The following is a 22,050-nucleotide window of genomic DNA, read 5'->3' on the forward strand; positions in this document are numbered from 1 at the left end:
AGACGGTGTGGCACGGTCCGTACGACCTCGTGCACGTCGTCACCCACGCGGTCGAGGGCGCGCGGAGCCGGCCCGCGGAGCCCGCCCGCCCTTCACCCTGATCGAGGAGCCGGCCCCTCCGGCGTATCGAGCTCCCCGCGACCGGACTCCCTCCGCCGCACCCACGCCCCTCCCCGTGCCCGCTCGACCGCGGAGCTCGCGATACTGTGAGCCCTCTCACCCCGGACCTCCAAGGAGACGCACATGTCGGTCGGCCTGCTCGCGGTTGTCGATGACATCCTCACCGCCGCCCTGAAGGCGAGCGCCAAGACGGCGGGCGTCGTGATCGACGACGCGGCCGTCACCCCGCAGTACGTGCAGGGCCTCACGCCCGCGCGGGAGCTGCCGGTGGTCGGGCGGATCGCGCTGGGGAGCCTGTTCAACAAGTTCGTCATCATCATCCCGCTGGCGCTGCTGCTCTCGGCGTTCGCGCCGCAGGTGCTGCCGTACCTGCTGATCCTCGGCGGTGCGTTCCTCTGCTTCGAGGGGGCGGAGAAGGTGCTCGAGTGGTTCGGCGTCTCGCACGGCGGCCACGAGACGGAGGCGCGCGACGAGAAGAAGCTCGTCTTCGGCGCCATCCGCACCGACCTCATCCTGAGCACCGAGATCATGCTGATCGCGCTCGACGGCCTCGACCCCGACTTCGGGATCTGGCCCACGCTCGGCGCGCTCCTGGTCGTCGGGCTCGGGATGACCGTGCTCGTGTACGGCGCCGTCGCGCTGCTCGTGAAGATCGACGACGTGGGCCTGCGCCTGATGAAGAACGCGGCCCGCGGCGTGCGGCGCACCGGAGCGAGGATCGTCGCGTCGATGCCGGTGGTGTTCCGCGCGATCAGCATCATCGGGACGCTGGCCATGCTCTGGGTCGGCGGGCACCTCGTCGTCGCGAACCTCGCCGAGACGGTGTGGCACGGTCCGTACGACCTCGTGCACGTCGTCACCCACGCGGTCGAGGGCGCGGGCCCGGTCGTCGTGTGGCTGGCGGACACCTTCGTCTCGATGATCTTCGGCCTCGTGCTGGGTCTGGTCATCGCGGCCGTCGTGATGGGCGTCTCGCGCCTGCGCACCCGCGACGAGACGGCCGCGGGGCACTGAGCGGGGTCCCGATACGCCGCGTGCCGCGGCTGGTCGACCGGCTTAGGGGTGCGCGGTCGCTCCACCGGCGCGGAGGTGTGCGGCTGCCCGACCGGCACGGATCCATGCCGATCGAGTAGCCCGCGTCGCGGGCGTATCGGGATCCCACGACGCGCCGCCCGCGCAGCGCCGCTCCGACGGCGAACGACGGACCGCCCCCGTCCCCGGAGGGGCGGAGGCGGTCCGTGTCGGAGGGGGCGTCAGCAGTTGCGGGCCGCGTACGCTCCCGTCGCCACCGAGGTGACCTGCTTGCCGTCGACCGTGCCCGTCGCGGTGACGGTGGCCTGGCCGGCCGGCACCGAGGCCGCGCGCGTCGTGAACGCGGCGCTGCCGCTCGCGCCGGGCGCGACTCCGGTGACCTGCTTCGACCCGGAGGGCGTCGCGATGGTCATCGAGACCGGCACGCCGGACTCGTTCTTCGCCGCGACGGTGAGCGTCACCTTGCCGGCGATGCAGCGTGTGGTCGCCGTGACCGCGACCGCGAGGGCGGCGGGCGCCTTCAGGGTCACCGTCACCGTCGTGGTCGAGGTGACGGAGCCGTCGGCCGCGCGGACCGCGATGGTCGCGACTCCGCCGTTCGCCGTCGTCGGCTGGGTGATCCGCACGGTGGCCGCCGAGTCGGTCGCCACCGCTCCGATCACCGGCATCGCCGTGCCCTCGACGGTGACCGCGTAGGAGGTGCGGGCCGGGTCGAACCCGGCGATGCCCGCTCCTCCGACGCGCAGGGCGCCCAGGGTGGCGACCGCGGCGGGCGAGGCGACCGACTCGTAGAGCTTGGTCTCGGCCACGATCAGGTGCGTGTTGTCGTAGGCGTTCATCACGACGCGGAAGGCCTTGGCCGTGACAGGCGCGAACGACGCGACCAGGGTCGGAGCCGTTCCGCCGGCCGGCGACGCGAGGGCCACGGCCGACTCGTAGCCGGGGACCGCGGTCCAGGTCGTGCTGTCGGCGGCCTGGTACTGCAGCTGGTAGGTCTGTGCCCAGCTGGTGCCGCCGTCGGCGAGGAACTGCACCGACACCTTCTCGACCTGGTGGGTCGAGGGGAAGGTGTAGGTCAGCGAGCTCTGCGCGGCCTTGGTGCCGTTGGTCCAGTTCGACCAGCCCTTGTCGCCGTCGACGCCGTTGCGGGTGCGCTCCGGTCCGTAGCCCGACTCCGACGACGACGCGGTCGCGACGATGCCGGCGTCCGGGTTGAAGTTGCGGAGCGTGCCCGTGGTGACGAGCACCGTGAGCGTGGCGGGGAGCGTCGCGCCGTCGGCGGTCGCCGTTCCCGAGACCGTCACCTGCCCGGCCCGGGCGAGGGAGGCGGTGGTGAGCGGCGTCCAGTCCCAGACGACCGGCACCGGGAAGGTGCTGGCCGAGGCGCCCACGCGGGCGGGGACCGTCGTCGGGGCCGAGGCCTTCACTCCGGCGACCGAGGCGCCCGCGGCGGCCGTGACCGACACGGGGTCGGTCGCGGTCAGTCCGCCGACGTCGACGAGCGCGGTGACCGTGATCGTCTGGCCGTAGAGGTCGGTCGCGGTGCCGGGCACTTCGACGCGGCCGGTCGCGCCGTACGCCGAGTCGGCGGGGCGCTGCCAGGTGACGGCGAGCGGTGCGCCGGCTCCCCAGGAGTACTGCGGGGTGATGCTCGCGGGCAGGGTCGGAGCGACGCCCGCGGTGGTGCGGACGGCGACCGTCTGGCCTGCGATCGGGGCGAGGTCGCGGAGGGACCAGGACTGGTTCGCTCCGCCGTTGGAGGTGTAGACGCCGACCGACGCGTTGTCGGCACTGGAGCCGCCGTTCACGTCGAGCGACTGGGCGATCGACTCGTTGACGAGCGAGAAGTTCACGCCGTCGGTGGTGTTGACGATCCAGCGGGTCGCGGCGGTCGTCTTCGCCGCGTCGACGGACAGCGAGCGCAGGTCGGTGCCGGCGGTCGTGGCTCCGAGCACGCGTCCGTCGCCGTTGACGAGGACGACGCGGCGGGTGGCCTCGCGCTCGCCGGCGGCGACCTCGCGGACCGTCCAGGTCTGCTTGGCGGCCGTGGCGGAGTCGGTGGCGAGGCCGGTGATCGTGGTCGCGGCGCCCGAGGGGTTGCCGGTCAGGGCCTTGCCGCTCTGGGTGCCGACCAGCTGGTAGCGGTGGCCGTCGCGCAGGGCGGGGGCGGAGTCGGCGACTCCCGAGACTCCGTCGATCGAGAAGCTCGTGACCGACTTGGCGGGCACGGTGATCGTGGCGGTGCGCGAGATGCGGTCGACGCTCACCGGCGTCTTGGCGACCAGGGCGTTGCTCGTGGGAGCGGCGGCCGAGGAGGCCTTCGTGGTGACGTACGGGGTGACCGTCGCGGTGTCGGCGATGGTGCCGAAGCGGGAGAGGTCGAGCACGACGGTCTTCTCGGTCGCGGTGCTGTTGGTGTGCACGACGGTCGCGCCCGAGCCGTCGCCGCGGACGGCGGCGGTGGAGGAGCTGTCGTTGGAGGGCATCAGGTGGTCGCCCTCGTGGATGAACTTGGTGAAGTTCCGGATGGTGTTGAACTTCGAGTTCGTCTCGACGCCGCAGACCGGGGCCTTGGTGGAGTCGCCACCGGCGTCGGCGACGCGGCGGACCGACTTCCAGACCTCTGTCCCGTTCTCCTGGTACGGCTTGCAGTCCAGGTCGATGTAGACGGAGCCCCAGTTGAGGTTCTCGCCCTTGGGCTTGGGCTGCTGCATGTTGTAGTAGTCCTCGACGGGCTGCCAGAGCACCCACGCCTTCGGCTCGAGCTCGCGCAGGTCGTCGTTGATGCGGCCGGCGATGCCGAGGCCGTTCTCCATGTTGGTGGGGTCGAAGCCGGTGACCCAGTTGCCCTCGATCTCGCTCATCCACAGGTCGGTGTCGGCCTGCTTCGCGAGGTCGCGGACCTTGAGGCGGCCCGAGGTGCCGTAGGTGTGGACGTTCATCCGGTCGACCTCGGCGCGGATCGCGGCGGAGTAGGCGGCCCAGTTCGTGGCGAAGATGTCGGGGTTGGTCTCGTCCATCGCGGCGAGGCCGGCGTCGGTGGTCGAGGCGTCCAGCGCGGCGGTGACGTCGGGGATCAGACCCGCCTGGCGCGTCGGGCCGACGTGCATGCCCTCCTGGCGTCCGCCGGTCGGGACGCCGTTGGAGAGCTGGGTGCTCCAGTAGTTCGTGTTCGGCTCGTTGAAGGGGTCGAGCGTGTCGAACTCGATGCCGTACTCGTCCTCCATGTGCTCGGTGACCTTCACGAGGTACTTCGCGAACTGCTCCTCGGCGGCGGGCTTCAGCTGCTCGCTGTTGCCGTCGAAGCCGCCCGACACGTAGCCGCTCTCGGTCATGAAGTACGGGGCGGAGTTGGAGAACGCCTCCCAGTGCGAGATCTGCTTCTCCTCAGCGAGCCTCTCGACCCACCAGCGCTGCGTCTCGTCGGCCGTCCAGTCGTAGGAGGCGGGGTCGTCCGCGTTCCACTTGGCCAGGAGCGCGTCGCGGTCGGCGAGCTTCGTGGAGGTGCCGCCGTAGGTCGACGCGTCGCCGGCCGGGTTCGGCTTCCACCAGCCCTCGACGGCGCCGCCCGGGCGGAGGTAGTCCTTCACATCGGAGGCGTTGCCGCCGCCGATGTTGTAGCGGGCGATGTTGAGGTCGAGGCCGCTGTCGCCGAAGACCTTCTGGTAGAGGTCCTCGCGGAGGGCCTCGGGATAGTCGCCGGTCGCGTTCGCGAACCAGACGAGGCTGGTGCCCCAGCCCTCGAACGCCTCACCGGCGGCGGCGGGGTTCGGCGTGATGCGGAACGCGTCCGCGGCCTGAGCGGGGGCCGCTGCGGCGGGGATCGCCAGCAGTGCTCCTGTGGCCAGGGCGGCGCTCGTGGCGAGCGCGGCGACCCTTCTGAAGGACATCGACATTGATGCGGTCTCTCTTTCGCCATCGAAATGCGGGCATGTTCACGTGAACGCGCCCTGACGGCCGACTGTACATGTTCACGTCAACAATCGGAAGGTGCTCAGGGGTGGGAGGGGCCCGCGTCGGCGAGCCAGGAGTCGTCGCAGTCGGCGCCGAGTGCGACGAGTCCTGGAGGGTCGTGAGCATGTGGAGGAGTGCGGCCGCGCGCCACGACGCCGCCGCGCTCAGACGCGGTGCGTCGTCTCCGGGAAGGCCTCGGGCTCGCACTGGATGGTCGCGTGGTCGATGCCGTGGCGCTCGCGGAGGACGGCGAGCACTCGGGAGAGCGCGGTGCGGTAGTCGGCGTCGGGAGCGACGACCACGTGGCCGGTGGCGCTCTCCATGCCGGAGGTGATCGTCCACACGTGCAGGTCGTGCAGCGCCAGCACTCCCGGGACGGCGCAGACGTCGCGCTCGAGCGCCGCGAGGTCGACGTGCGCGGGCGCCGACTCCATCAGGATCCCCAGCGCCTGCCGCGTCAGCGACCAGGTGCGCGGCAGGATCAGGAGCCCGATCAGCACGCCGACGATCGGATCCGCCCACGCCCACCCGGTGGTGAGCAGCACGATGGCCGCGACGATCACGCCGATCGAGCCGAGCGCGTCGCCGAGCACCTCGAGGGAGGCTCCGCGGAGGGTGATGCTCTCCTTCGCCCCGGCCGACAGCAGGCGCAGGCTCACGAGGTTGACCGCCAGGCCCACGACGGCGGTGATCAGGAGGGGGCCGCCGGGCACCGCGGGCGGCTCGGCGAAGCGGCGGACGGCCTCGACGATCACGAACGCGGCGACCGCGAACAGCAGCAGACCGTTGGCGAGGGCGGCCAGCACTTCGAGGCGGTAGGAGCCGTAGGTGCGGCTCTTCGCGGCGGGGCGGGCGGCGAGCGAGATCGCGGCGATCGACATCCCGAGCGCCAGCACGTCGGTGCCCATGTGCGCGGCGTCCGAGAGCAGCGCGAGCGAGCCCGTCGCGACTCCGACCGCGAACTCGACGACCATGAACGCCGCGGTCAGCACGAAGGCGGCCACGAGCGGACGCCGGTGCCGCGCGGCGGCGGAGCCGGCCGGAACGCCGTGAGAGTGGCCCATCGGCTCCTCCGATCCCTGTTCGTATAAACAGTCTTGCATGCGTCCGGAGGCGAGCGCGAGGGCCCTCAGCCGACCAGCGGGTCCAGCGCCTCGCCGAGGTAGGGCGCCAGGGTCCGGGCGTACGACTCGGTGAGGTGCCCGAGGTCGCGGTACACCTTCACTCCGCCGATCACGAGGGGGCAGCCGCGGTCGTCGCAGAACCACCGGGTGAGGTCGACGGCGGCGGTGCCCGGCCAGCCCTCGGCGGCGGCGGCCATCAGCTCGCGGTCGGCGAAGGCCTCGTCGAGCGGCACGCTGCAGTCGGCAGCGGAGCCCGGCTCCTCGGCGCAGGCCAGCAGGGAGAGCGAGGGCAGCACCGGATTGTCGCGGATCGCGACCACCGTGGATCCGCGGGCGATCAGCGGCGCCCACGACTCGTGGAAGCCGTCGATGCCGGCCTGCTCGTCGGGGGTGCCGGACGCGTCGACGAACACGGACTTCTTGGCGGAGTAGGCGGTGACGACGAGCGCGTACGGCTCCTGGCCCGCGAGCTCCTCCTGCAGCTTCCCGTTCCAGACGTCGCAGGAGCGGCGGGAGGAGGCGGAGTCGTCGCGCCGCTCCGCGGTCGAGAAGACGCAGCCCGTCTTGTAGTAGGTGTGCAGGTCCCAGCCGCGCTCCTCCGCGACGCCGCGCAGCGCCGGGAAGAAGGACGCCGCGTGCGAGTTGCCGATCAGCAGCACACGGAGGCCGGCGGGATCGCCGAAGCGGCACTCCTTGAGTGCGGTGCCGGAGTTGCCCGTGCTGCACTCGTCGGTGTTCAGCGCGGAGCCGTCCTCCGAGGCGTCGACGGCGGGCATGCTCGTGGTCCAGGAGTCGGGGCAGGCGTTCGCGAGCGCCGCGGCTCCGACGCAGCCCTCGGTCGAGACGGGGAGGGCGTGCGCGCGGGCGAGGTCGGCGGCGATCGCGGCGTTCGTGCCGGTGAGGCCCGTCGCTCCGACCAGGGCGGCGACGGCCAGCAGGGCCGCCGGGGCGAGCGCGCGGAGGCGGTGCGGGCGCTCGGCGGGCGCGCGGCGGTGGAGGGGGTCCTCGAGCACGTGCTTCGAGGCGGCGGCCAGGAGGATCGCGGCGGCGATGACGCCCAGGCCCGCCAGAGCGGTCGTGTCCTCGCCGGTGCTCTCGCGCCAGAAGACCAGGAGCGGCCAGTGCCAGAGGTAGATCCCGTAGCTCAGGCCGCCCAGCCACACGAGCGGGCGCAGGGCCAGCAGCCGGCCGACGCCGCGCTCCGGGGCGGGGCCGGTCCCGGCGACGAGCACGAGCACCGCCGAGAGGGTCGGCCAGAGCGCGGCGGCGCCGGGGAACGCGCTCGAGACCTGGAGCACGAATCCGCAGGAGACGACTCCGATCAGCCCCAGCCACCCGACGACCGTCCGCAGGGCCGCCGGGATCGCCAGTCCCGGGAGCACGAGGGCCGCGAGCGAGCCGAGTCCGAACTCCCACGAGCGGGCGAGGGTGCTGTAGTACGCGGTCGGCTGGTCGATCCCGACCAGCACGACCGAGAACGCGAACGAGAGGACGGTGAGCGCCGCGACGAGCGCCAGCAGGAACCGCGGCAGCTGCGCGCGTCGCCGCAGCAGCACGGCGGCGAGGGTCGCGACGAGCACCAGGGCGAGCCAGATCAGGTAGAACTGCCCCTGCACCGACATCGCCCAGAAGTTCTGCACCGGGGAGTGGAAGTCGTCCTGCGCGAGGTAGTCCACTCCGGCCCGCGCGAGCGCGACGTTCTCGACGTAGAAGGTCGAGGCGAGCACCTCGGTGAAGGTCTGCAGCAGCTGCGAGGGGCGCAGGAGGAGCGGAGCGAGCGCCGCGACGACGACCAGCACCACCGCGGCCGCCGGGAAGAGCCGCGAGGCGAGCCTCCGGAGGAAGGCGATCGGACGCACGCGCCCGAACCGCCGGATCTGGCCGAGGAGGGTCAGGGTGGTGAGGAACCCGGCGATCACGAAGAAGACGTCGACGCCTCCGGAGACGCGGCCCAGCCAGATGTGGAACGTCGCGACCAGGAGGGACGCGACGGCGCGCAGTCCCTCGATCTCGGGCCGGTAGCCGGACGCGTCGGCCTTGCGCACCAGCGCCGACCGGCCGGAGGGGGCGGTGCGGTCGGAGCGGCGGGGCAACAGGTTCCTTCCGTGACGGTCGGCGGGCGGTGGGGCGGGAGCCGTCGATCGTCGGTGTCCAGGATCGCGCTCTCCCGTCCCCAGGGGAACCGTGTCCGGGGTGCTGTCCGCCTGATTGGGGGCTGCGGAGGCGAGGTGCGCGACAGGTGTCCGCTTACTCGGCTGTTCCGGGCCTTCTGAGTGCATCGAGAACTCGGAGGTCGCCGTCCTCGCGCGCGACCACGGCGACTTCTGCGGAGTCGCCGGCGGGCCGGGCCGAGGGCGGCGGGGGGTCGGTGGCGCGGATCGACTGGCGCGAATGGACGGGGTACGGTGAGGTAAGGCTATGCTTACCCGGGCTCCGCGCCGGGACGCGGGTGCCGCCCGCCGACGGACCGGGCCGACGAGCCCTGCCGGCGAACCGGGCCGACGAACCGGGCCCACGAACAAGGTCCACGAACCGGGCCGGCGACCGACGCCCACGAACCACGGGAGATCCATGTCCATGCACCGACGGCGCCCCGCCACCCTCGCCCTCGCCGCCCTGACCCTGCTCGCCCTCACCGGCTGCGGCGCCTCCGAGCAGATCGAGCCCGAGAGCACGGCCGCCGCGGGGGAGGGCACGACCTCGTACCCGCTCACGCTGGACGACTGCGGCACCACGACCACCGTCACCGCCCCTCCGCAGCGGGTCGTCTCCCTCGACCAGAACTCGACCGAGATCCTGCTGTCCCTCGGCCTCGAGGACCGGATGGTCGGCACCGCCTCCTGGACCGACCCCGTGCTCGAGACCCTCGCCTCCGCGAACGAGAGCGTGCCGCGCCTGGCAGACAACGCGCCCACCTACGAGGTGCTGCTCGGCGCCGACCCGGACTTCGTCACGGCCTCCTTCGGCCGGCACTACGCGCCCGAGGGCGTCGCCTCGCGCGACCGCCTCGCCGAGACGGGGATCGGCTCCTACCTCGCCCCCTCCGACTGCGACAACGGAGCGAGCGTCAACGGCGGGAGCGGCACGCGCACCGTCCCGCTGACCGTCGACGTCCTCTACCAGGAGATCCACGAGCTGGCCGAGGTCTTCGACGTGCAGCAGCGCGGTGACGCCCTGGTCGCGCAGCTGCAGGAGCGTGCCGCCGCCGCCACCGAGGGGGTCGACCTCGGCGGCCGGAGCGTCGCCTTCTGGTTCGCCGACACCAAGACGCCCTACATGGCCGGCGGCTACAACTTCGCCTCGATGCTCGGCACCACGACCGGCATGACCAACGTCTTCGCCGACCGCACGGAGGACTGGCCCGCCGTCGGCTGGGAGAGCGTCGTCGCTGCCGACCCGGACGTCCTGGTCCTCGGCGACCTGCAGCGCGACCGCTTCCCCGGTGACCGCCTCGACGACAAGACCGCGTTCCTCCGCTCCGACCCGCTGACCAGCAGCCTGCCCGCGGTGCAGGACGGCCGCTTCATCGCGCTGCACGGCGCCGAGATGAACCCGTCGATCCGCTTCGTCGACGGGCTCGAGAAGATCCGCGCCTGGTGGGACGAGAACGGGGCCTCGCTCTGAGCACGGGCACGAGCACGGGCACGGTCCTCGTCCGCCGGATGCCGCGCGGTCTGGCCGCCGCGGCGCTGGTCGTCGGCGGGCTGCTCGCGCTGGCGCTCTCGGTCGGCGTCGCGGTGACCCTCGGCCCGGCCGACGTCTCGCTCGTGAACGTCCGCGACATCCTCCTCAACCACCTCGGGCTCGCCTCCGTCCCGGTGCGTGCGGCCGAGGACGCGATCGTCTGGCAGGAGCGCCTCCCGCGCGCACTCGTGGCCGCGGCCTGCGGGGCGGGGCTCGGCGTGTGCGGAGTGATCCTGCAGTCGCTGCTGCGGAATCCGCTCGCCGACCCGTTCGTGCTGGGCGTCTCCTCCGGAGCCTCCACGGGCGCGGTGCTCGTCGGCGTGCTCGGGGTCGGCGGAGGAGTGGTCGGGCTCTCTGGAGGCGCCTTCGTCGGCGCGCTCGTCGCCTTCGGCTTCGTGCTGCTGCTCACGCGGTTCTCGGCGGGCGGCACCTCGAGCGTGATCCTGGCGGGGGTGGCGAGCACGCAGCTGTTCTCGGCGCTGACCTCGCTGATCGTGTTCGCGCTCGCCGACTCGGACGAGACGCGCGGCGTGATGTTCTGGCTGCTCGGCTCCCTCGAGGGCATGCGCTGGGACGACGTGGCGCTGAGCGGAGGAGTCGTGCTGCTCGGCTCCGTGGTCTGCCTCGCCGCGGCGCGCACGCTCGACGCGTTCGCCTTCGGGGAGGACGTGGCCGCGTCGCTCGGCGTGCACGTGGGCCGCACCCGCCTCCTCCTGCTGGTGGTGACGGCCCTGCTGACGGCGACCCTGGTGAGCATCGCCGGCGCGATCGGCTTCGTGGGGCTGGTGCTGCCGCACGCCGCGCGACTCGTGTTCGGGCAGCGGCACTCGCGGGTGATCCCGGCGACGATCCTGCTCGGCGCGGTGTTCCTGGTGTGGGTCGACGCCGGGTCGCGGGTGGCGTTCGCGCCGACTCCGCTGCCGGTGGGGGTCGGCACGGCACTCGTCGGCGTGCCGGTGTTCATGCTGCTGCTCCTGCGGCGGAGGGGCCGCTCATGACGCTCGAGGCCGACCGGGTCTCCTGGCGCCGGGGCGGCCGCCTGGTGGTCGACGGGATCTCGCTCCGCCCCGCTCCCGGCTCGACCCTCGGACTGCTCGGGCCCAACGGCTCGGGCAAGTCGTCGCTGCTGCGGCTGCTGCAGGGCACCGCGGCTCCGGACACCGGCGTCGTCATCCTCGACGGCGCGCCGCTCCGCTCGCTCCGCCGCCGCGAGGTCGCCCGGGCGGTGGCCACGGTGACGCAGCAGGCCGAGACGGAGGCGGACCTCCCCGTCCGCGACGTCGTCCGGCTGGGGCGCACCCCGCACCGCTCCCTCCTGGGCGGAGACACGGCCGAGGACCTGCGCGCGATCGACCGCGCCCTCGAGCAGGTGGGTCTCGAGGCGAAGGCCGACCACCTCTGGCACACCCTCTCGGGCGGCGAGCGGCAGCGCGCGCACATCGCCCGGGCGCTCGCGCAGGAGCCGCGCGAGCTGCTGCTGGACGAGCCGACCAACCACCTCGACATCCGCCATCAGCTGGAGCTGCTGGCCCTGGTGCGGGCGCTGCCGGTGACGACGGTCGTCGCGCTGCACGACCTCAACCTCGCGGCCCTCTTCTGCGACGCGCTGCTGGTGCTGCGCGAGGGGCGCGTGGTCGCGGGCGGCACCCCGGAGGAGGTGCTCACCCCGGCGCTGATCGCGGACGTCTACGGGGTGCGCGCCCGCGTGATCGTCGACGCCGGACGGCCGCACGTGCTGTTCGACTCCTGACTCCGCTGCCGACTCCTGACCCCACTGCCAGACGATCGTCGATCAGTCAACGGTCTCGTCCACTTCTGGCAGCGCGTTCTACCGTCGGTGAACCGGCTTCGAGACCTCACAGGAGAGGTCCTCCTCGCGCTGGGCGAGGTGCTCTCCTGACGGAGGGCGATGGGCGTGCCGGTGACGACGAGAGGAGTCGAGAGATGTCCAGAGACGACGTGGCACCGGGGCGGTTCGCGCGACTCGTGAAGTGGGTCGACAAGGCCGACGGCTGGGAGCCGCAGTACCTGCGCGGGCGGGTCGTGGCCAAGAAGGACGGCGAGTGGATCGTCGCGGTCGACGGCGAGGAGCGCCGGATCGTGAAGAAGGAGTGGAGCGTCTACCGCTGACTCTCGGGGAGGACTCGTGATGCTGCCCGACCGGCGCACTCCCGAGATCAGAGAGGCGCGTCCCGGAGTCTTCGTGCTCGAGCTGCGCGGCACCCGCCGCCGGCCCGCCGAGGAGCTGGGCGTCCTGATCCGCACGGGCGCGACCTGGACGGTGCTGGGCCCCGAGGGCGTGCTCTCCGACGTGTCGAGCTTCCACGACGCCGTGGCGGCCCTGCGCGAGTAGCGAGGCACCACCGAGGTACCCGCGGCCCCGCCGAGTCGCCCGAGACGGTCGCCCACTCCGGCGTGTCGACGACCGTCTCGGGCACCTAAGCGCTGACGCGGGAGGGGACGCCACGGCGGTGGTGCTGCCGAGGCGTGGGCCCGCCGCACCTACAGCTGGCGGCCCGGCCGTTGCAGGCCCACGACGGTGACGGTGAGGGTCGCGGAGGTGCTCTGCGCGGCGGACGGCGCGGACTCCGAGAGGCGCACGGTCAGGCGGAGGTGGTCGGTCGCTCCGACGGAGAGGGCGGGGGAGCCGGGCAGGTCGAGGCGGGAGGCGGCGGGGCGGTCGGCCGACACGGTGGTGACGGTGCCGGGGCAGGTGGCGGCGTCGGCCGACCAGGACTGCGAGCAGCGCTCGATCGCGAGCTGCAGGCCGTCCGAGAGGTCGGTGCCGGTGGCCGTCTGCAGCTGGAGGGCCGACATCGGCAGGGTCCCGGCGTTCGTCAGGTCGAGGAGGCGCCGGGCTGTGCCGCCGGGGACCAGTCCCGCGACGGGGACCGGCACGGTCGTCGCTCCGGTGCCGGTGAACGTCGCGATGACGGTGCCGGAGGCGACCCGCGCGCTCACGGAGCCCCGGTCCAGGAGCACGGCGGTGGCGGTGGCGGCGGCGCCGAGGACGAGCGCGCCGGCGACGAGTCCCGCCAGGCCGGCGCGGGAGACCACGCGGCGGCGGACCTCGGGGGAGTGGCGCGGGGCTCCGCGGTCGCGGGAGGACGGCCGGGCGCTGTGCCGCCCGTGCTCAGTGGGCGGCCGCAGGGGCTCCGGGGGCGGCGTGCCGTCCGACGAGCGGTGCGCGCCGCTCACGGGGCGACCTCCGCGGGGCGGCGCCAGATGGCGATCAGGAGCGCGCCCACGATGACCGCGCCGCCCGCGGCGAAGAGCGCGAACCGCGCCTCCGGGTGGGCGAGGCCGATGCTCGGCCAGCCCAGCAGCGGCACCACCGAGCTCTCGCGCCAGATCCGCTCGTCCGCGATCGTCACGATCCACGGGTCGGCCGACTCGTTGTTGTCGCCCTTGGTGGTGAGCGCCAGCTGGCCGGGCTCGCGGCCGCGGAGTGCCGCCGCCTCCTCCTCGGAGTAGACGAGGGTGACGCGGTGGATGACGCGGCGGCCCGGATCGTCCGGGTCGGTGAAGACGATCACGTCGCCGGCGCGGATCGCGGCCTGGTCGACCGGCAGGGTGACGGCGAGGGAGCCGACGGGCATCCCGGGCGACATCGAGTTCGACAGCACCGGCACGAGCCGCACGAGACCGAGCGCGGAGAGGACGAAGACGGCGATGCCGGCGACGGCCACGATCGTGACCAGTCCGCCGAGGAGAGCGCGGAGGGCCTTCACGCCTGCTCCCTCCGGTGACGACGGCGCGCAGCCGCGGCGAGCAGGACGCCCGAGCCGAGGGCGAGCATCCCGCCCAGGAGCGCGGCGCCCAGGTCGCGGCCGGTGACGGCCAGCCCGCCGCCCGCCGCTCCGGGGAAGGAGCCGGGGCCGGGCGCCGCGGAGGGATCTTCCTCCGTCGTGCCCACGAGCACCCGCAGCGACGCCGCCGCGAGCTCGGTCCCGTTGCCGGCCGACTCCGGGAACAGGACGCGGACGCGGACCCCCACGGTGGCCCCGCGCTCGAGCGGACGCACGCCGTCGAGTCGGCCGAGCGTCGCCGCGGGCCCGGATCCGAGCGGCACAGCGTCGTCGGGGCAGAGGTAGCGCTCGACCGTGCGCTCCCCGTCGACGACCTCGGCGACGGTGAACGCCGAGTCGCAGAGTTCGACGGACAGCTGGAGGCCGTCGCGCGGGTCCTGCGCCAGCGTCCCTCCGTCGACCGCGAAGGCCACGGAGACCCCCTGCGGCGACAGGCCGGTGCTGGTCACCTCGACCGCCCACTCGGCGCGGTCGCCCGGAGCGAGGTCGGTGAGGGATCCGGGCGCCGAGAGCTCGCGCACGTCGAGCACACCGACGGGCTCGGCGCTCGCCGCGGGCGCGAGGAGCACCGCCGCGAGGACGGCGACGAGCGCACGGGCGTGGGGCATGGGGACGACTCCGGGAGGAAAGGGGGATGCCTCCGCCCCGCGCCGGTGGCGGCCGGGCAGGGCGGAGGCGGTGGGGGACGGTCTACTTCTGGATGCCGGCGCGCTGGATCGCGGCGGCGGTGAAGGTGATCGTGGCGGAGGCGTTCTCGTACGTGTTGTCGGCCGCGGTCGGCAGGACGAGCTCGATCAGCGTGTTCAGCGTCACGTCACCGGCGTCCGAGGGGAAGGTCCCGGTCGTGGTGGGGGTGACGCCGAAGTTCGCCGGGGTGAAGTTCGCCGCGTTGGCGACTCCGCCGATGGTCGAGAGCTTGCCGGTGCCGGTGACGGTCTGCGTTCCCGCGCACGTGTAGGGGCCGGCCTCCGCGGGCGCGGCGGCGGGGACCCAGGCGGTGGAGCAGGTCAGCAGGCGGTAGTCGAGGCCGTTCGCACCGGTGACGAGGGACGCGCCCGTACGGCCCGGGTCGGTGGCGTCCGTGCCGATGACGTCGTTGGTGACGTCCTGGTAGAAGCGGACCGACGAGACGAGGTCGCCGTCGTTGGTCGCGTTCGGCAGCACGAGGCTGATCGGGCGCTGGACCGTGTCGCCGGGCGCGATGTTCGCGACGGTGAACGCTCCGGTCACCGAGATGTCGGTCTGGCCGGCGTCGACGTTGCCGACGGCGGTCCCGGAGTCGGTGAACACGGCGAAGGCGCCGGCGCCGGCGAGGGCTCCCGCGGCGAGGAGGACGCCGCCGGTGAGGGCGATCTTCTTCCAGGGGCTGCGACGGGTGGGTGCTGTGGTGGTCATGGCGACCGTTCCTTTCTGGTGGGTGGTGCCCGGTGCGGGCGTGGTCTCCCTCACGAGGACACGTGCAGGACGAGAGGGGTGTCGGCGGGGAGGCATCAGCAGCCTCCGGCGGTGGTGACGGCCGGCTGGGCGACGGCGATCGAGGCGGCGGACGCGACTCCGAGCCAGCGCTGCAGGTCCGGGCGGACCCGCCACTGGTAGCTGCGGCCCTCGCCGACCCGGTCGTCGGTGAAGCTCGTCGCGGAGGCGGCGGGTGCCGCGATCACGGTCCAGGGGCCGGGCGTCGTCCCCGCGAGGCGGCGCTCGAGGGTCCAGCCGGTCGCTCCAGCGGCGGCCGACCAGCTCACGAGGGTGCTCGGCCGACCGGCCGTGCAGCTCGCGACGGGTGTGGCGACCACGGAGGAGCTGGTCCAGGCGCCGAGCCCGACCGCCCCGCCCGTCGTGCCGGTGCCGGAGAATCCGCGCCGGACGAGGGGAGCGGGATCGACCCAGACCGTGATCGTGCCGCCCGCCGTGAGCGCGCCGTCCGTGACCGTGTACGCGATCGTCGCGCTCCCGGTCCAGCCGTCGGCCGCGGGCGTGTAGGTGCACGTGGATCCTGAGCAGGAGAAGGTGCCGCGCAGCCCGGCCGGGACACTCGTGCCGGCCAGGGCGAGGGTCGTGCCCGGGTCCTCGTCGGTGTCGTTCGCGAGCGGAGCGACGGTGACGGCGGGGCCGCCGGTGGTCGCGACCACACGGTCGGGTCGGGCGACCGGCGCGCGGTTGAGCGCGGTGACGGTGACCGTGACCCGCACGTTCCAGGTGCCGTACTGGCCCGAGAGCGAGTAGTCGAAGACGTCGGTGCCGACGAAGGCGGCGATCGGGCGGTAGGTGCACTGGCCGCGGGTCGCTCCGCTCGCGACGCAGGAGACGGACCCCTGCACGGGAGTGGCGGGGGCGGGGGTCGCCGCGCCTCCGATCGCCCTCGGGGTCGCCGAGAGCTGCGCGCGCGAGAAGGTCGCGCCGGTCGCGGCGGGCCCGTCGTTCGCGAGCACGTCGATCACGACCGATCCGCCCTGCACGACCGTCGCGGCGTCGGCCGCCGGATCGGGGATCACCGAGATGCTCACCGAGGCCGTGCGGGTGAACGCCACGCCGGTCGGGCCGGTCGCCGTCGCCGTGGCGGTGTTGGCGATCGTGCCGGCGGTGACGTCGGCGGCGGTGGTCGTGTAGGCGGCGGTCGCAGTGACGACCTGGCCGGGCAGCAGTCGTCCGGAAGTGCCCGGCCAGGAGTAGGTGAGAGCAGAGAGCCCGCTCTTGGGGTCGCTGATCGCGACCGCGGTGAGGGTGGTGGTGCCGGTGTTGGTCGCGCGGAAGGTGTAGGTCACCACGGTGCCGGCGGCGCTGATGAAGGCGGGGTTCGCGGTCTTGGTGAGCGCGAGGTCGTTCGTGCGGGTGATCGTCACCGTCCGCGAGGCGGTGGCCGTGACGGCGGCGCCGGTCGGAGGGGTGCCGGTCGCGGTCGCGGTGTTGAGGACCTGGCCCGCGTCGACGTCGGCCTGCGTGAGCGTGTACGAGGCGGTCGCCGTGACCGACTGGCCGATCTCGAGGCGTCCGGCGGTCCCCGGCCAGGAGTAGGCGAGCGCGGAGAGCCCGCTCTTGGGGTCGGTGACCGCGACGGAGCTCAGCCCGGTGTTGCCGGTGTTGGTGGCGGTGAAGCTGTAGGAGACGGTCGAGCCCACGGCCGCTCCGGTCGGGATCGTGCCGTTCTTCGTCAGCGAGATCGAGGGCGCGTAGCGGATCGGCGTGGTAGCCGTGGAGGTCGCGGAGACCGTCACGGGCGTGGCGGCCAGGGTGCGGCCGGAGACGGTCGCCGTGTTGACGAGCGACGTGTTCTTGTCGATGTCGGTCTGAAGGACCGTGTACGGCGCCGACGTGAAGGTGGCGCTCGCCCCGGGGGCGAGCTGCGTCGAGGCGGGCGTGATGCCGGTGACCTTCGGGTCGGCGACGGCGACCGTCTGCAGTGTGACGTTGCCGGAGTTGAGGGCGAGGAAGGAGTAGCGGATCTGCTCTCCGGCGTCGGCCTGGGCGTTGCCGTTCGTGTCGGTGAGCAGGGCGGTCTTGGTGAGGGTCAGAGCGGGAGCCGGGGTGGCGATGGGGGCGGTGACGGTGGCGGTCCTGCTGGTGACGGGGGTCGTCGTCACGACGTTCGAGATCGTCTCCGTCTTCGTCGCTGCAGCGGTCGCCGTGTTGACGAACGAGCCGGCCACCGCTTCGGCGGCCGTGACCGTATGGGATCCCGTGCAGATGGTGGAGGCGAGCGGGAGCAGGGTCGTCGTCGGACAGGAGATGCTCGCGGCCTTCGGGTCCGTGACGACGATGCCGGTGAGCGTGCCCCGAATAGACCCGTTCGTGACGACGAACTGGTAAGGGATGACGGATCCCTCGGCGTAGGCGACGGGCTGCGTGGTGGTGCGGTCGATCTGCTTGACCAGAGTGATGTCGTCGAGAGTGTTGATGGACGAGACGGAGACGTTGCGGACGAGGTGGGTGTCGTTCGATCCACCGGTGGACGCCGTGAAGCCGAGCTTGTAGGTCGAGGGCGCTGCGGTCGGCATCGTGAACTGCATCAGCTGATCGAGCTGCCCGGCGGGCAGACCCGCTGTCCCTCCCCAGTAGACCGTGACGACGGGAGTGGCGGCAGCCGAGACCGTGATCCGTATCGTGCGCCCGTAGGACGCGGGCGGAGCGCCCGTCGATGTCGTGGCCGTCGTGCGGACCGACGTCAGCAGGGGAGGCGAGGCCGACTGGAGGAAGCAGTATCCGCTCTTGGCCTGCCCGGGTCCGCGCGCCACGATCTTGTTCGCCGTGAGGAGCGCCGACCCGGAGTTCGAGGGGCAGTCGGAGCCGAGGCCGAGGGTAGGCGCGGCGGGGGGCCTGGCCGAGAAGTTCCCGAAGGCGTCGATTCCGATCCCGAGGTAGCCGCCGTTCACCCCGTCGACGGTCGCCGACTGGCCGTAGCCGAGCGATCCGCCCGGAGCTCCCGCCGCGGTGAGGGACCTCGAGCCGTCGGTGAGGAAGAAGCCGATTCCGTCGGCCCCGGTCAGCGAGCTTCCGTACTGGTACTGGTCGAACTGGACGTCGATGCCGCCCGCGGCAGGAATGGGCCGGTTGAAGACCGCGCCGCCCTTGGCGTCGTTCCGGGCATCGGTGAGCTGGAGGAAGCCCGGACTCGTCGCGGCGACGGGGGCCTGAGTCCGGTTGGCGCAGACGCCGAGGTTCGAGGATCCGGCCGGGGGTGCGGTCGTCGCCCGGGTGATGCAGGCGCCGTCGAGCGCCTGCCACGCCGAGTCCGCGACGCTGGTGCCGCCGAAGCCCTCCTGGAGGAGGACCGTGGCCGCCGCGGCCCTCGACGCGGGCAGGACCACGAGGACGGCGGCGAGTAGGAGCAGGACGAGGCCGAGGGCGATCGAGCGGTCGTGGCTCGGCCGGGCATGCGCGTTCGACACGGATCGACCTCCCCCCGGAGCGCCTCGCCGGGCCTTCCGGATGGAGCGGGATCACGATAGATGCGGGGCGAGAGGCGTCCTGTCCCCCTGAGACGGGACGTGGGCGGCGGACGACGGGCCCCCGATCCGGTGGGCGATCAGAGGGGGGACGGCTGTCGCTGAACCCGCGCTCAGGGAGCGCCCAGGGAAGGTGCCGATCCGGGTTGTTCCAGCGTGAGTGTTGACGTGCGCATGGCGGCCGATCCGGCCTCGGGCGGGTCAGGAGCCGTGCCGACCCCGCGCCGCACCGGTGCTCCGCCGACCGAGCGATGCGGTTCCGTTCCCGTGGCGGGCATCGCCAGTGCAGTGGCGTGAGATAGCGCTCTCACCAGGACCTTCTCCGCATCCGCCGGCCGCTCGACGCGCGGTGGGAGCGCCGCCGCGGATGTCCCTGAAGCGGGTCTGGTGGTCGCGCGGCGGACGCGGGATGATGCACTCGCGCCTGCCCGCCCGGTCCCCCGAAGGACCGCACCGCGCCCCTTCCACGGTGGTCCGATCCGGACCGCAGCACCCCCCGCACTCTCCCGGTCAGGCTCCGCCGACCGAGCAGCCCTCTCCACGTCGGGATCCCATGTCCTCTCCTGCGCGCCACAGCCGCCGTCTCGTCCTCACCGGAGCCGCCCTCGGCGTCGGATCCGCCTTCGCCTACGCGATGACCGCGTCCGCGGCGCCGGACTACAGCGTGATCCCGCCGCTGCCCAACGAGCTCGGCCGCAGCGACACGGCGATCTCGCGCGTGGGGAAGAAGCCGTACCAGATCATCGACGTGATGATCGGCACCGACCGCGCGCGGCTCTTCGTCCCGCACACCGCGGTCCCCTCTCAGCGGATCGGCCGGGTCGTCTACTGGTACTACCACGCCAACGGGAGCACCTACGCGGCCCTGTCCGGCGCCTACCAGTACAGCGCCGACCAGGCCGTCGACAAGGGCGTCATCTCGATCTGCCCCAACTACGGCGGCAGCATCTACACGAACAAGCGGGCCGTCGCCCTGCAGGTGGACGCGGTCGCCTGGTTCCAGAAGACGTGGCGGATCGGCGCGAGCTTCCTCCGCTCGAACTCCGGCGGCGGCGCGCTGCTCTGCTGGGCGTACGGCAACAAGCTGGTCCCCGAGATCCGCGGCGCCTACCACGCCGCCGGCGTCTACGACATGGCCGACATGGCCCGCCGCGACCCGGAGCGCGTCCTGCCGGACTACGACAACGACCCCTCGACGATCCCGGCGACCGACCCCGCGCTGCTGCCGCAGGCCTCGTGGGCGGGGGCGCGGATCCGCACGACCGGCTCGACGGAGGACGTCCTCGTCCCGATCGCCGTGCACGGTGGGGCGTGGGTCGCGCTCGCGAAGCCCGTGGCGAAGGAGGCTGTTGTCTTCTCCACGCCGACCGAGGGCGCTCCGAACGGCCACAACGTGCCGAGCCTGACGAACAAGGACATGCTCGACACGTTCGACCGCTGGCTCGCGGAGCAGCCGGTCGTTCCGCTGCCCGACGAGCCCGCCTCGTCGATCCCCGGCGAGGGCACGTACCAGAACTCCTCGCCGCTCATCACGACGGCGGGCACCTGGAGCACGATCTCCTCCTCCGCCGACAGCGGTGGGAGCATCAGCTACTCCAGCTCGGCCGGAGCGTCCGCGAGCTTCCGCTTCTCGGGCACGGGCGTCAGCTGGGTGAGCCGGATGACGGCGACCTCCGGCATCAACGAGGTGCTGCTCGACGGCGTCCTCGTCGCCACTGTCGACCGCTACAGCCCCACGACCCGCTCGGGTCAGACGGTGTGGACGAGCGGGCCGATCGCCGCCGGCACCCACACGGTCACGATCCGCCGCGGGACGACGCGCAACCCGGCGTCCACCGGATCCACGCTGATCCTGGACGCCTTCGTCGTGACCGCGGGGACCGTCTCCACGTCGACCCCCACCCCCACCGCGACGGCGTCTCCGACCAGCACGCCGACACCGACGGACACGCCGACCCCCACCGACACGCCCACTCCGACCGAGACCCCGACGGCCACGTCCACGCCCACCCCGACCTCGACGCTGCCGGCGGCGGGGACGTACCAGAACGGAGCCGCCGTCATCGCGACGGTCGGCACCTGGGCGACGCTCTCGAGCACCGCCGACAGCGGCGGCAGCATCTCGTACTCCAGCACCTCCACGGCCTCGGCGACCCTCCGCTTCCGGGGCACGAAGGTCAGCTGGGTGAGCCGGATCACCCCGACCTCGGGCATCAACGAGGTCCTGATCGACGGCGTGCTCGTCGCCTCCGTCGACCGCTACAGCGCCACGAACCGCTCGGCCCGCACCGTGTTCACCAGCAGCACCCTCAGTGCCGGCGAGCACACCATCACCATCCGCCGCGGCAGCAAGCGCAACGCCGCCTCCACGGGCAACTCGCTGATCCTGGACGCCTTCGTCGTCGTGTGAGCCGCTCGGGCACCCGAGCCGCCCGCGTGATTCCGGACAGAGGACGCGGGCGGGCTCGGGTGGTCGGGTGTCCGGGGGCTCGTGGAGGGGGCCCTTGTCGCTGAGGCGCTCGCTCGGCGCCCACTGCGTCGAGTCGCCCGTGGATGCAGCTGTTTCAGCGTTCTCGGAACCGTCTCGGGCACCTCAGCGGGCCTCGCGCTGTGAGGCCCGTGCGAGCATGCGGGGATGAGAACGCTGATCCTCGGAGGCACGGGCTGGCTCGGCGGGCACCTCGCGGCGGAGGCGCTGCGGCGCGGCCACGACGTGACCTGCCTCGCGCGGGGGACGGCCGTGCCCGCGGGGGCGTCCCTCGTCCGGGCCGACCGCGACCGCGACGACGCTCTCGACGCCGTGGCTGCGGCATCGTGGGACGCGGTGATCGACGTCTCCTCGACCCCGCAGCACGTCCGCCGATCCGTCCGCGACCTGCGCTGCAGCGCCTACGTCCTCGTCTCGACCACGAGCGTCTACGCCGAGAACGCGGTCGTCGGAGCGGACGAGGACGCTGAGCTGCTCCCTCCCTCCGACGACCCCGCCTCGTACGGCGCCGCGAAGGCCGCCTGCGAGCAGGCCGTGCTGGCCGGATCCGCGCCGTCCCTGATCGCGCGCGCCGGACTGATCGGCGGCCCCGGCGACCCGACGAGCCGCTCCTCCTACTGGCCCTGGCGCTTCAGCGCGCGGTCCGGGCCCGTGCTGGTGCCGGATGCGCCCGAGCTGCCCACGTCCGTGGTCGACGTGCGGGACCTCGCCGCCTGGCTGGTGGTGTCCGCCGAGGCGCGGGTGGCGGGCGTGATGAACGTCTGCGGGACCCCCGTGCCGTTCGGCGAGCACCTGGCCCTTGCGCGCGGCGGGTCGTCCGCGGAGCCGGTCGCCGTGCCGGAGGAGTGGCTGCTCGAGCGCGGCGTCGGCCAGTGGGCGGGCCCCGGCTCGCTCCCGCT

Annotated in this window: 16 protein-coding genes; 8 read left to right on the forward strand and 8 right to left on the reverse strand. The window is 73.1% G+C overall.

Annotated features, from left to right (window positions below; all coding sequences use genetic code 11):
* Positions 1-243 precede the first annotated feature (243 nt).
* Positions 244-1,134: a DUF808 domain-containing protein gene (locus C5C27_RS10310; RefSeq protein WP_104314322.1), complete on the forward strand. Its 891-nt coding sequence runs from the start codon at positions 244-246 to the stop codon at positions 1,132-1,134.
* A 239-nt stretch (positions 1,135-1,373) separates the two neighbouring features.
* Here the strand turns inward: C5C27_RS10310 and C5C27_RS10315 are convergent, their stop codons facing one another.
* From C5C27_RS10315 to C5C27_RS10325, 3 genes are all read right to left on the reverse strand, one after another.
* Positions 1,374-5,042, reverse strand: coding sequence for a glycoside hydrolase (locus C5C27_RS10315; RefSeq protein ID WP_181133500.1), 3,669 nt, complete (start codon positions 5,040-5,042; stop codon positions 1,374-1,376).
* 228 nt (positions 5,043-5,270) lie between these two features.
* On the reverse strand, positions 5,271-6,170 hold the full coding sequence (locus C5C27_RS10320) for a cation diffusion facilitator family transporter (RefSeq protein WP_104314324.1): 900 nt from the start codon (positions 6,168-6,170) through the stop codon (positions 5,271-5,273).
* A gap of 65 nt (positions 6,171-6,235) precedes the next feature.
* On the reverse strand, positions 6,236-8,323 hold the full coding sequence (locus C5C27_RS10325; protein ID WP_181133501.1) for an acyltransferase family protein: 2,088 nt from the start codon (positions 8,321-8,323) through the stop codon (positions 6,236-6,238).
* Between the two features lie 478 nt (positions 8,324-8,801).
* Here C5C27_RS10325 and C5C27_RS10330 point away from each other — a divergent pair, with 478 nt between their 5' ends.
* The 5 genes from C5C27_RS10330 (at position 8,802) to C5C27_RS10350 (ending at position 12,267) form a co-directional block, all read left to right on the forward strand.
* Complete coding sequence (locus C5C27_RS10330) at positions 8,802-9,854, forward strand: ABC transporter substrate-binding protein (protein ID WP_258066611.1); 1,053 nt, start codon at positions 8,802-8,804, stop codon at positions 9,852-9,854.
* Positions 9,827-10,912, forward strand: a complete 1,086-nt coding sequence (locus tag C5C27_RS10335; RefSeq protein ID WP_104314327.1) for an iron ABC transporter permease — start codon at positions 9,827-9,829, stop codon at positions 10,910-10,912. The genes C5C27_RS10330 and C5C27_RS10335 overlap by 28 nt, the downstream gene beginning before the upstream one ends.
* The gene (locus tag C5C27_RS10340) at positions 10,909-11,664 is read left to right on the forward strand and encodes an ABC transporter ATP-binding protein (RefSeq protein ID WP_104314328.1); all 756 of its coding nucleotides are present in this window, start codon (positions 10,909-10,911) and stop codon (positions 11,662-11,664) included. Before C5C27_RS10335 ends, C5C27_RS10340 begins: the two co-directional genes overlap by 4 nt.
* A 194-nt stretch (positions 11,665-11,858) precedes the next feature.
* A complete protein-coding gene (locus C5C27_RS10345) occupies positions 11,859-12,044 on the forward strand; it encodes a hypothetical protein (RefSeq protein ID WP_104251315.1) in 186 nt (61 codons plus the stop codon).
* A 19-nt stretch (positions 12,045-12,063) separates the two neighbouring features.
* A complete protein-coding gene (locus C5C27_RS10350) occupies positions 12,064-12,267 on the forward strand; it encodes a hypothetical protein (RefSeq protein WP_104314329.1) in 204 nt (67 codons plus the stop codon).
* Between the two features lie 149 nt (positions 12,268-12,416).
* Here the strand turns inward: C5C27_RS10350 and C5C27_RS10355 are convergent, their stop codons facing one another.
* The 5 genes from C5C27_RS10355 to C5C27_RS10375 all read right to left on the reverse strand — a co-directional run bounded on the left by C5C27_RS10355 (position 12,417) and on the right by C5C27_RS10375 (position 18,606).
* Entirely contained in the window at positions 12,417-13,112 is a 696-nt protein-coding gene (locus tag C5C27_RS10355; protein ID WP_104314330.1) for a peptidase, read from the reverse strand.
* On the reverse strand, positions 13,109-13,645 hold the full coding sequence (locus C5C27_RS10360) for a signal peptidase I (RefSeq protein ID WP_104314331.1): 537 nt from the start codon (positions 13,643-13,645) through the stop codon (positions 13,109-13,111). Before C5C27_RS10360 ends, C5C27_RS10355 begins: the two co-directional genes overlap by 4 nt.
* The gene (locus C5C27_RS10365) at positions 13,642-14,331 is read right to left on the reverse strand and encodes a sortase (RefSeq protein ID WP_104314332.1); all 690 of its coding nucleotides are present in this window, start codon (positions 14,329-14,331) and stop codon (positions 13,642-13,644) included. Before C5C27_RS10365 ends, C5C27_RS10360 begins: the two co-directional genes overlap by 4 nt.
* A gap of 82 nt (positions 14,332-14,413) precedes the next feature.
* Positions 14,414-15,118 carry a TasA family protein gene (locus tag C5C27_RS10370; RefSeq protein WP_104314333.1) on the reverse strand — a complete coding sequence of 235 codons (705 nt, stop codon included), beginning with the start codon at positions 15,116-15,118 and terminating at the stop codon, positions 14,414-14,416.
* 95 nt (positions 15,119-15,213) lie between these two features.
* The gene (locus tag C5C27_RS10375) at positions 15,214-18,606 is read right to left on the reverse strand and encodes an Ig-like domain-containing protein (protein ID WP_104314334.1); all 3,393 of its coding nucleotides are present in this window, start codon (positions 18,604-18,606) and stop codon (positions 15,214-15,216) included.
* A gap of 610 nt (positions 18,607-19,216) precedes the next feature.
* On the opposite strand from C5C27_RS10375, the gene C5C27_RS18045 reads away from it, so the two are divergent.
* A complete protein-coding gene (locus C5C27_RS18045; protein ID WP_181133502.1) occupies positions 19,217-21,073 on the forward strand; it encodes a hypothetical protein in 1,857 nt (618 codons plus the stop codon).
* 225 nt (positions 21,074-21,298) lie between these two features.
* On the forward strand, positions 21,299-22,050 hold a 752-nt coding region (locus tag C5C27_RS10385; RefSeq protein ID WP_104314335.1), incomplete at its 3' end, for an NAD-dependent epimerase/dehydratase family protein.

This window comes from Rathayibacter sp. AY2B7, from assembly GCF_002931635.1.
Taxonomy (GTDB): domain Bacteria; phylum Actinomycetota; class Actinomycetes; order Actinomycetales; family Microbacteriaceae; genus Rathayibacter.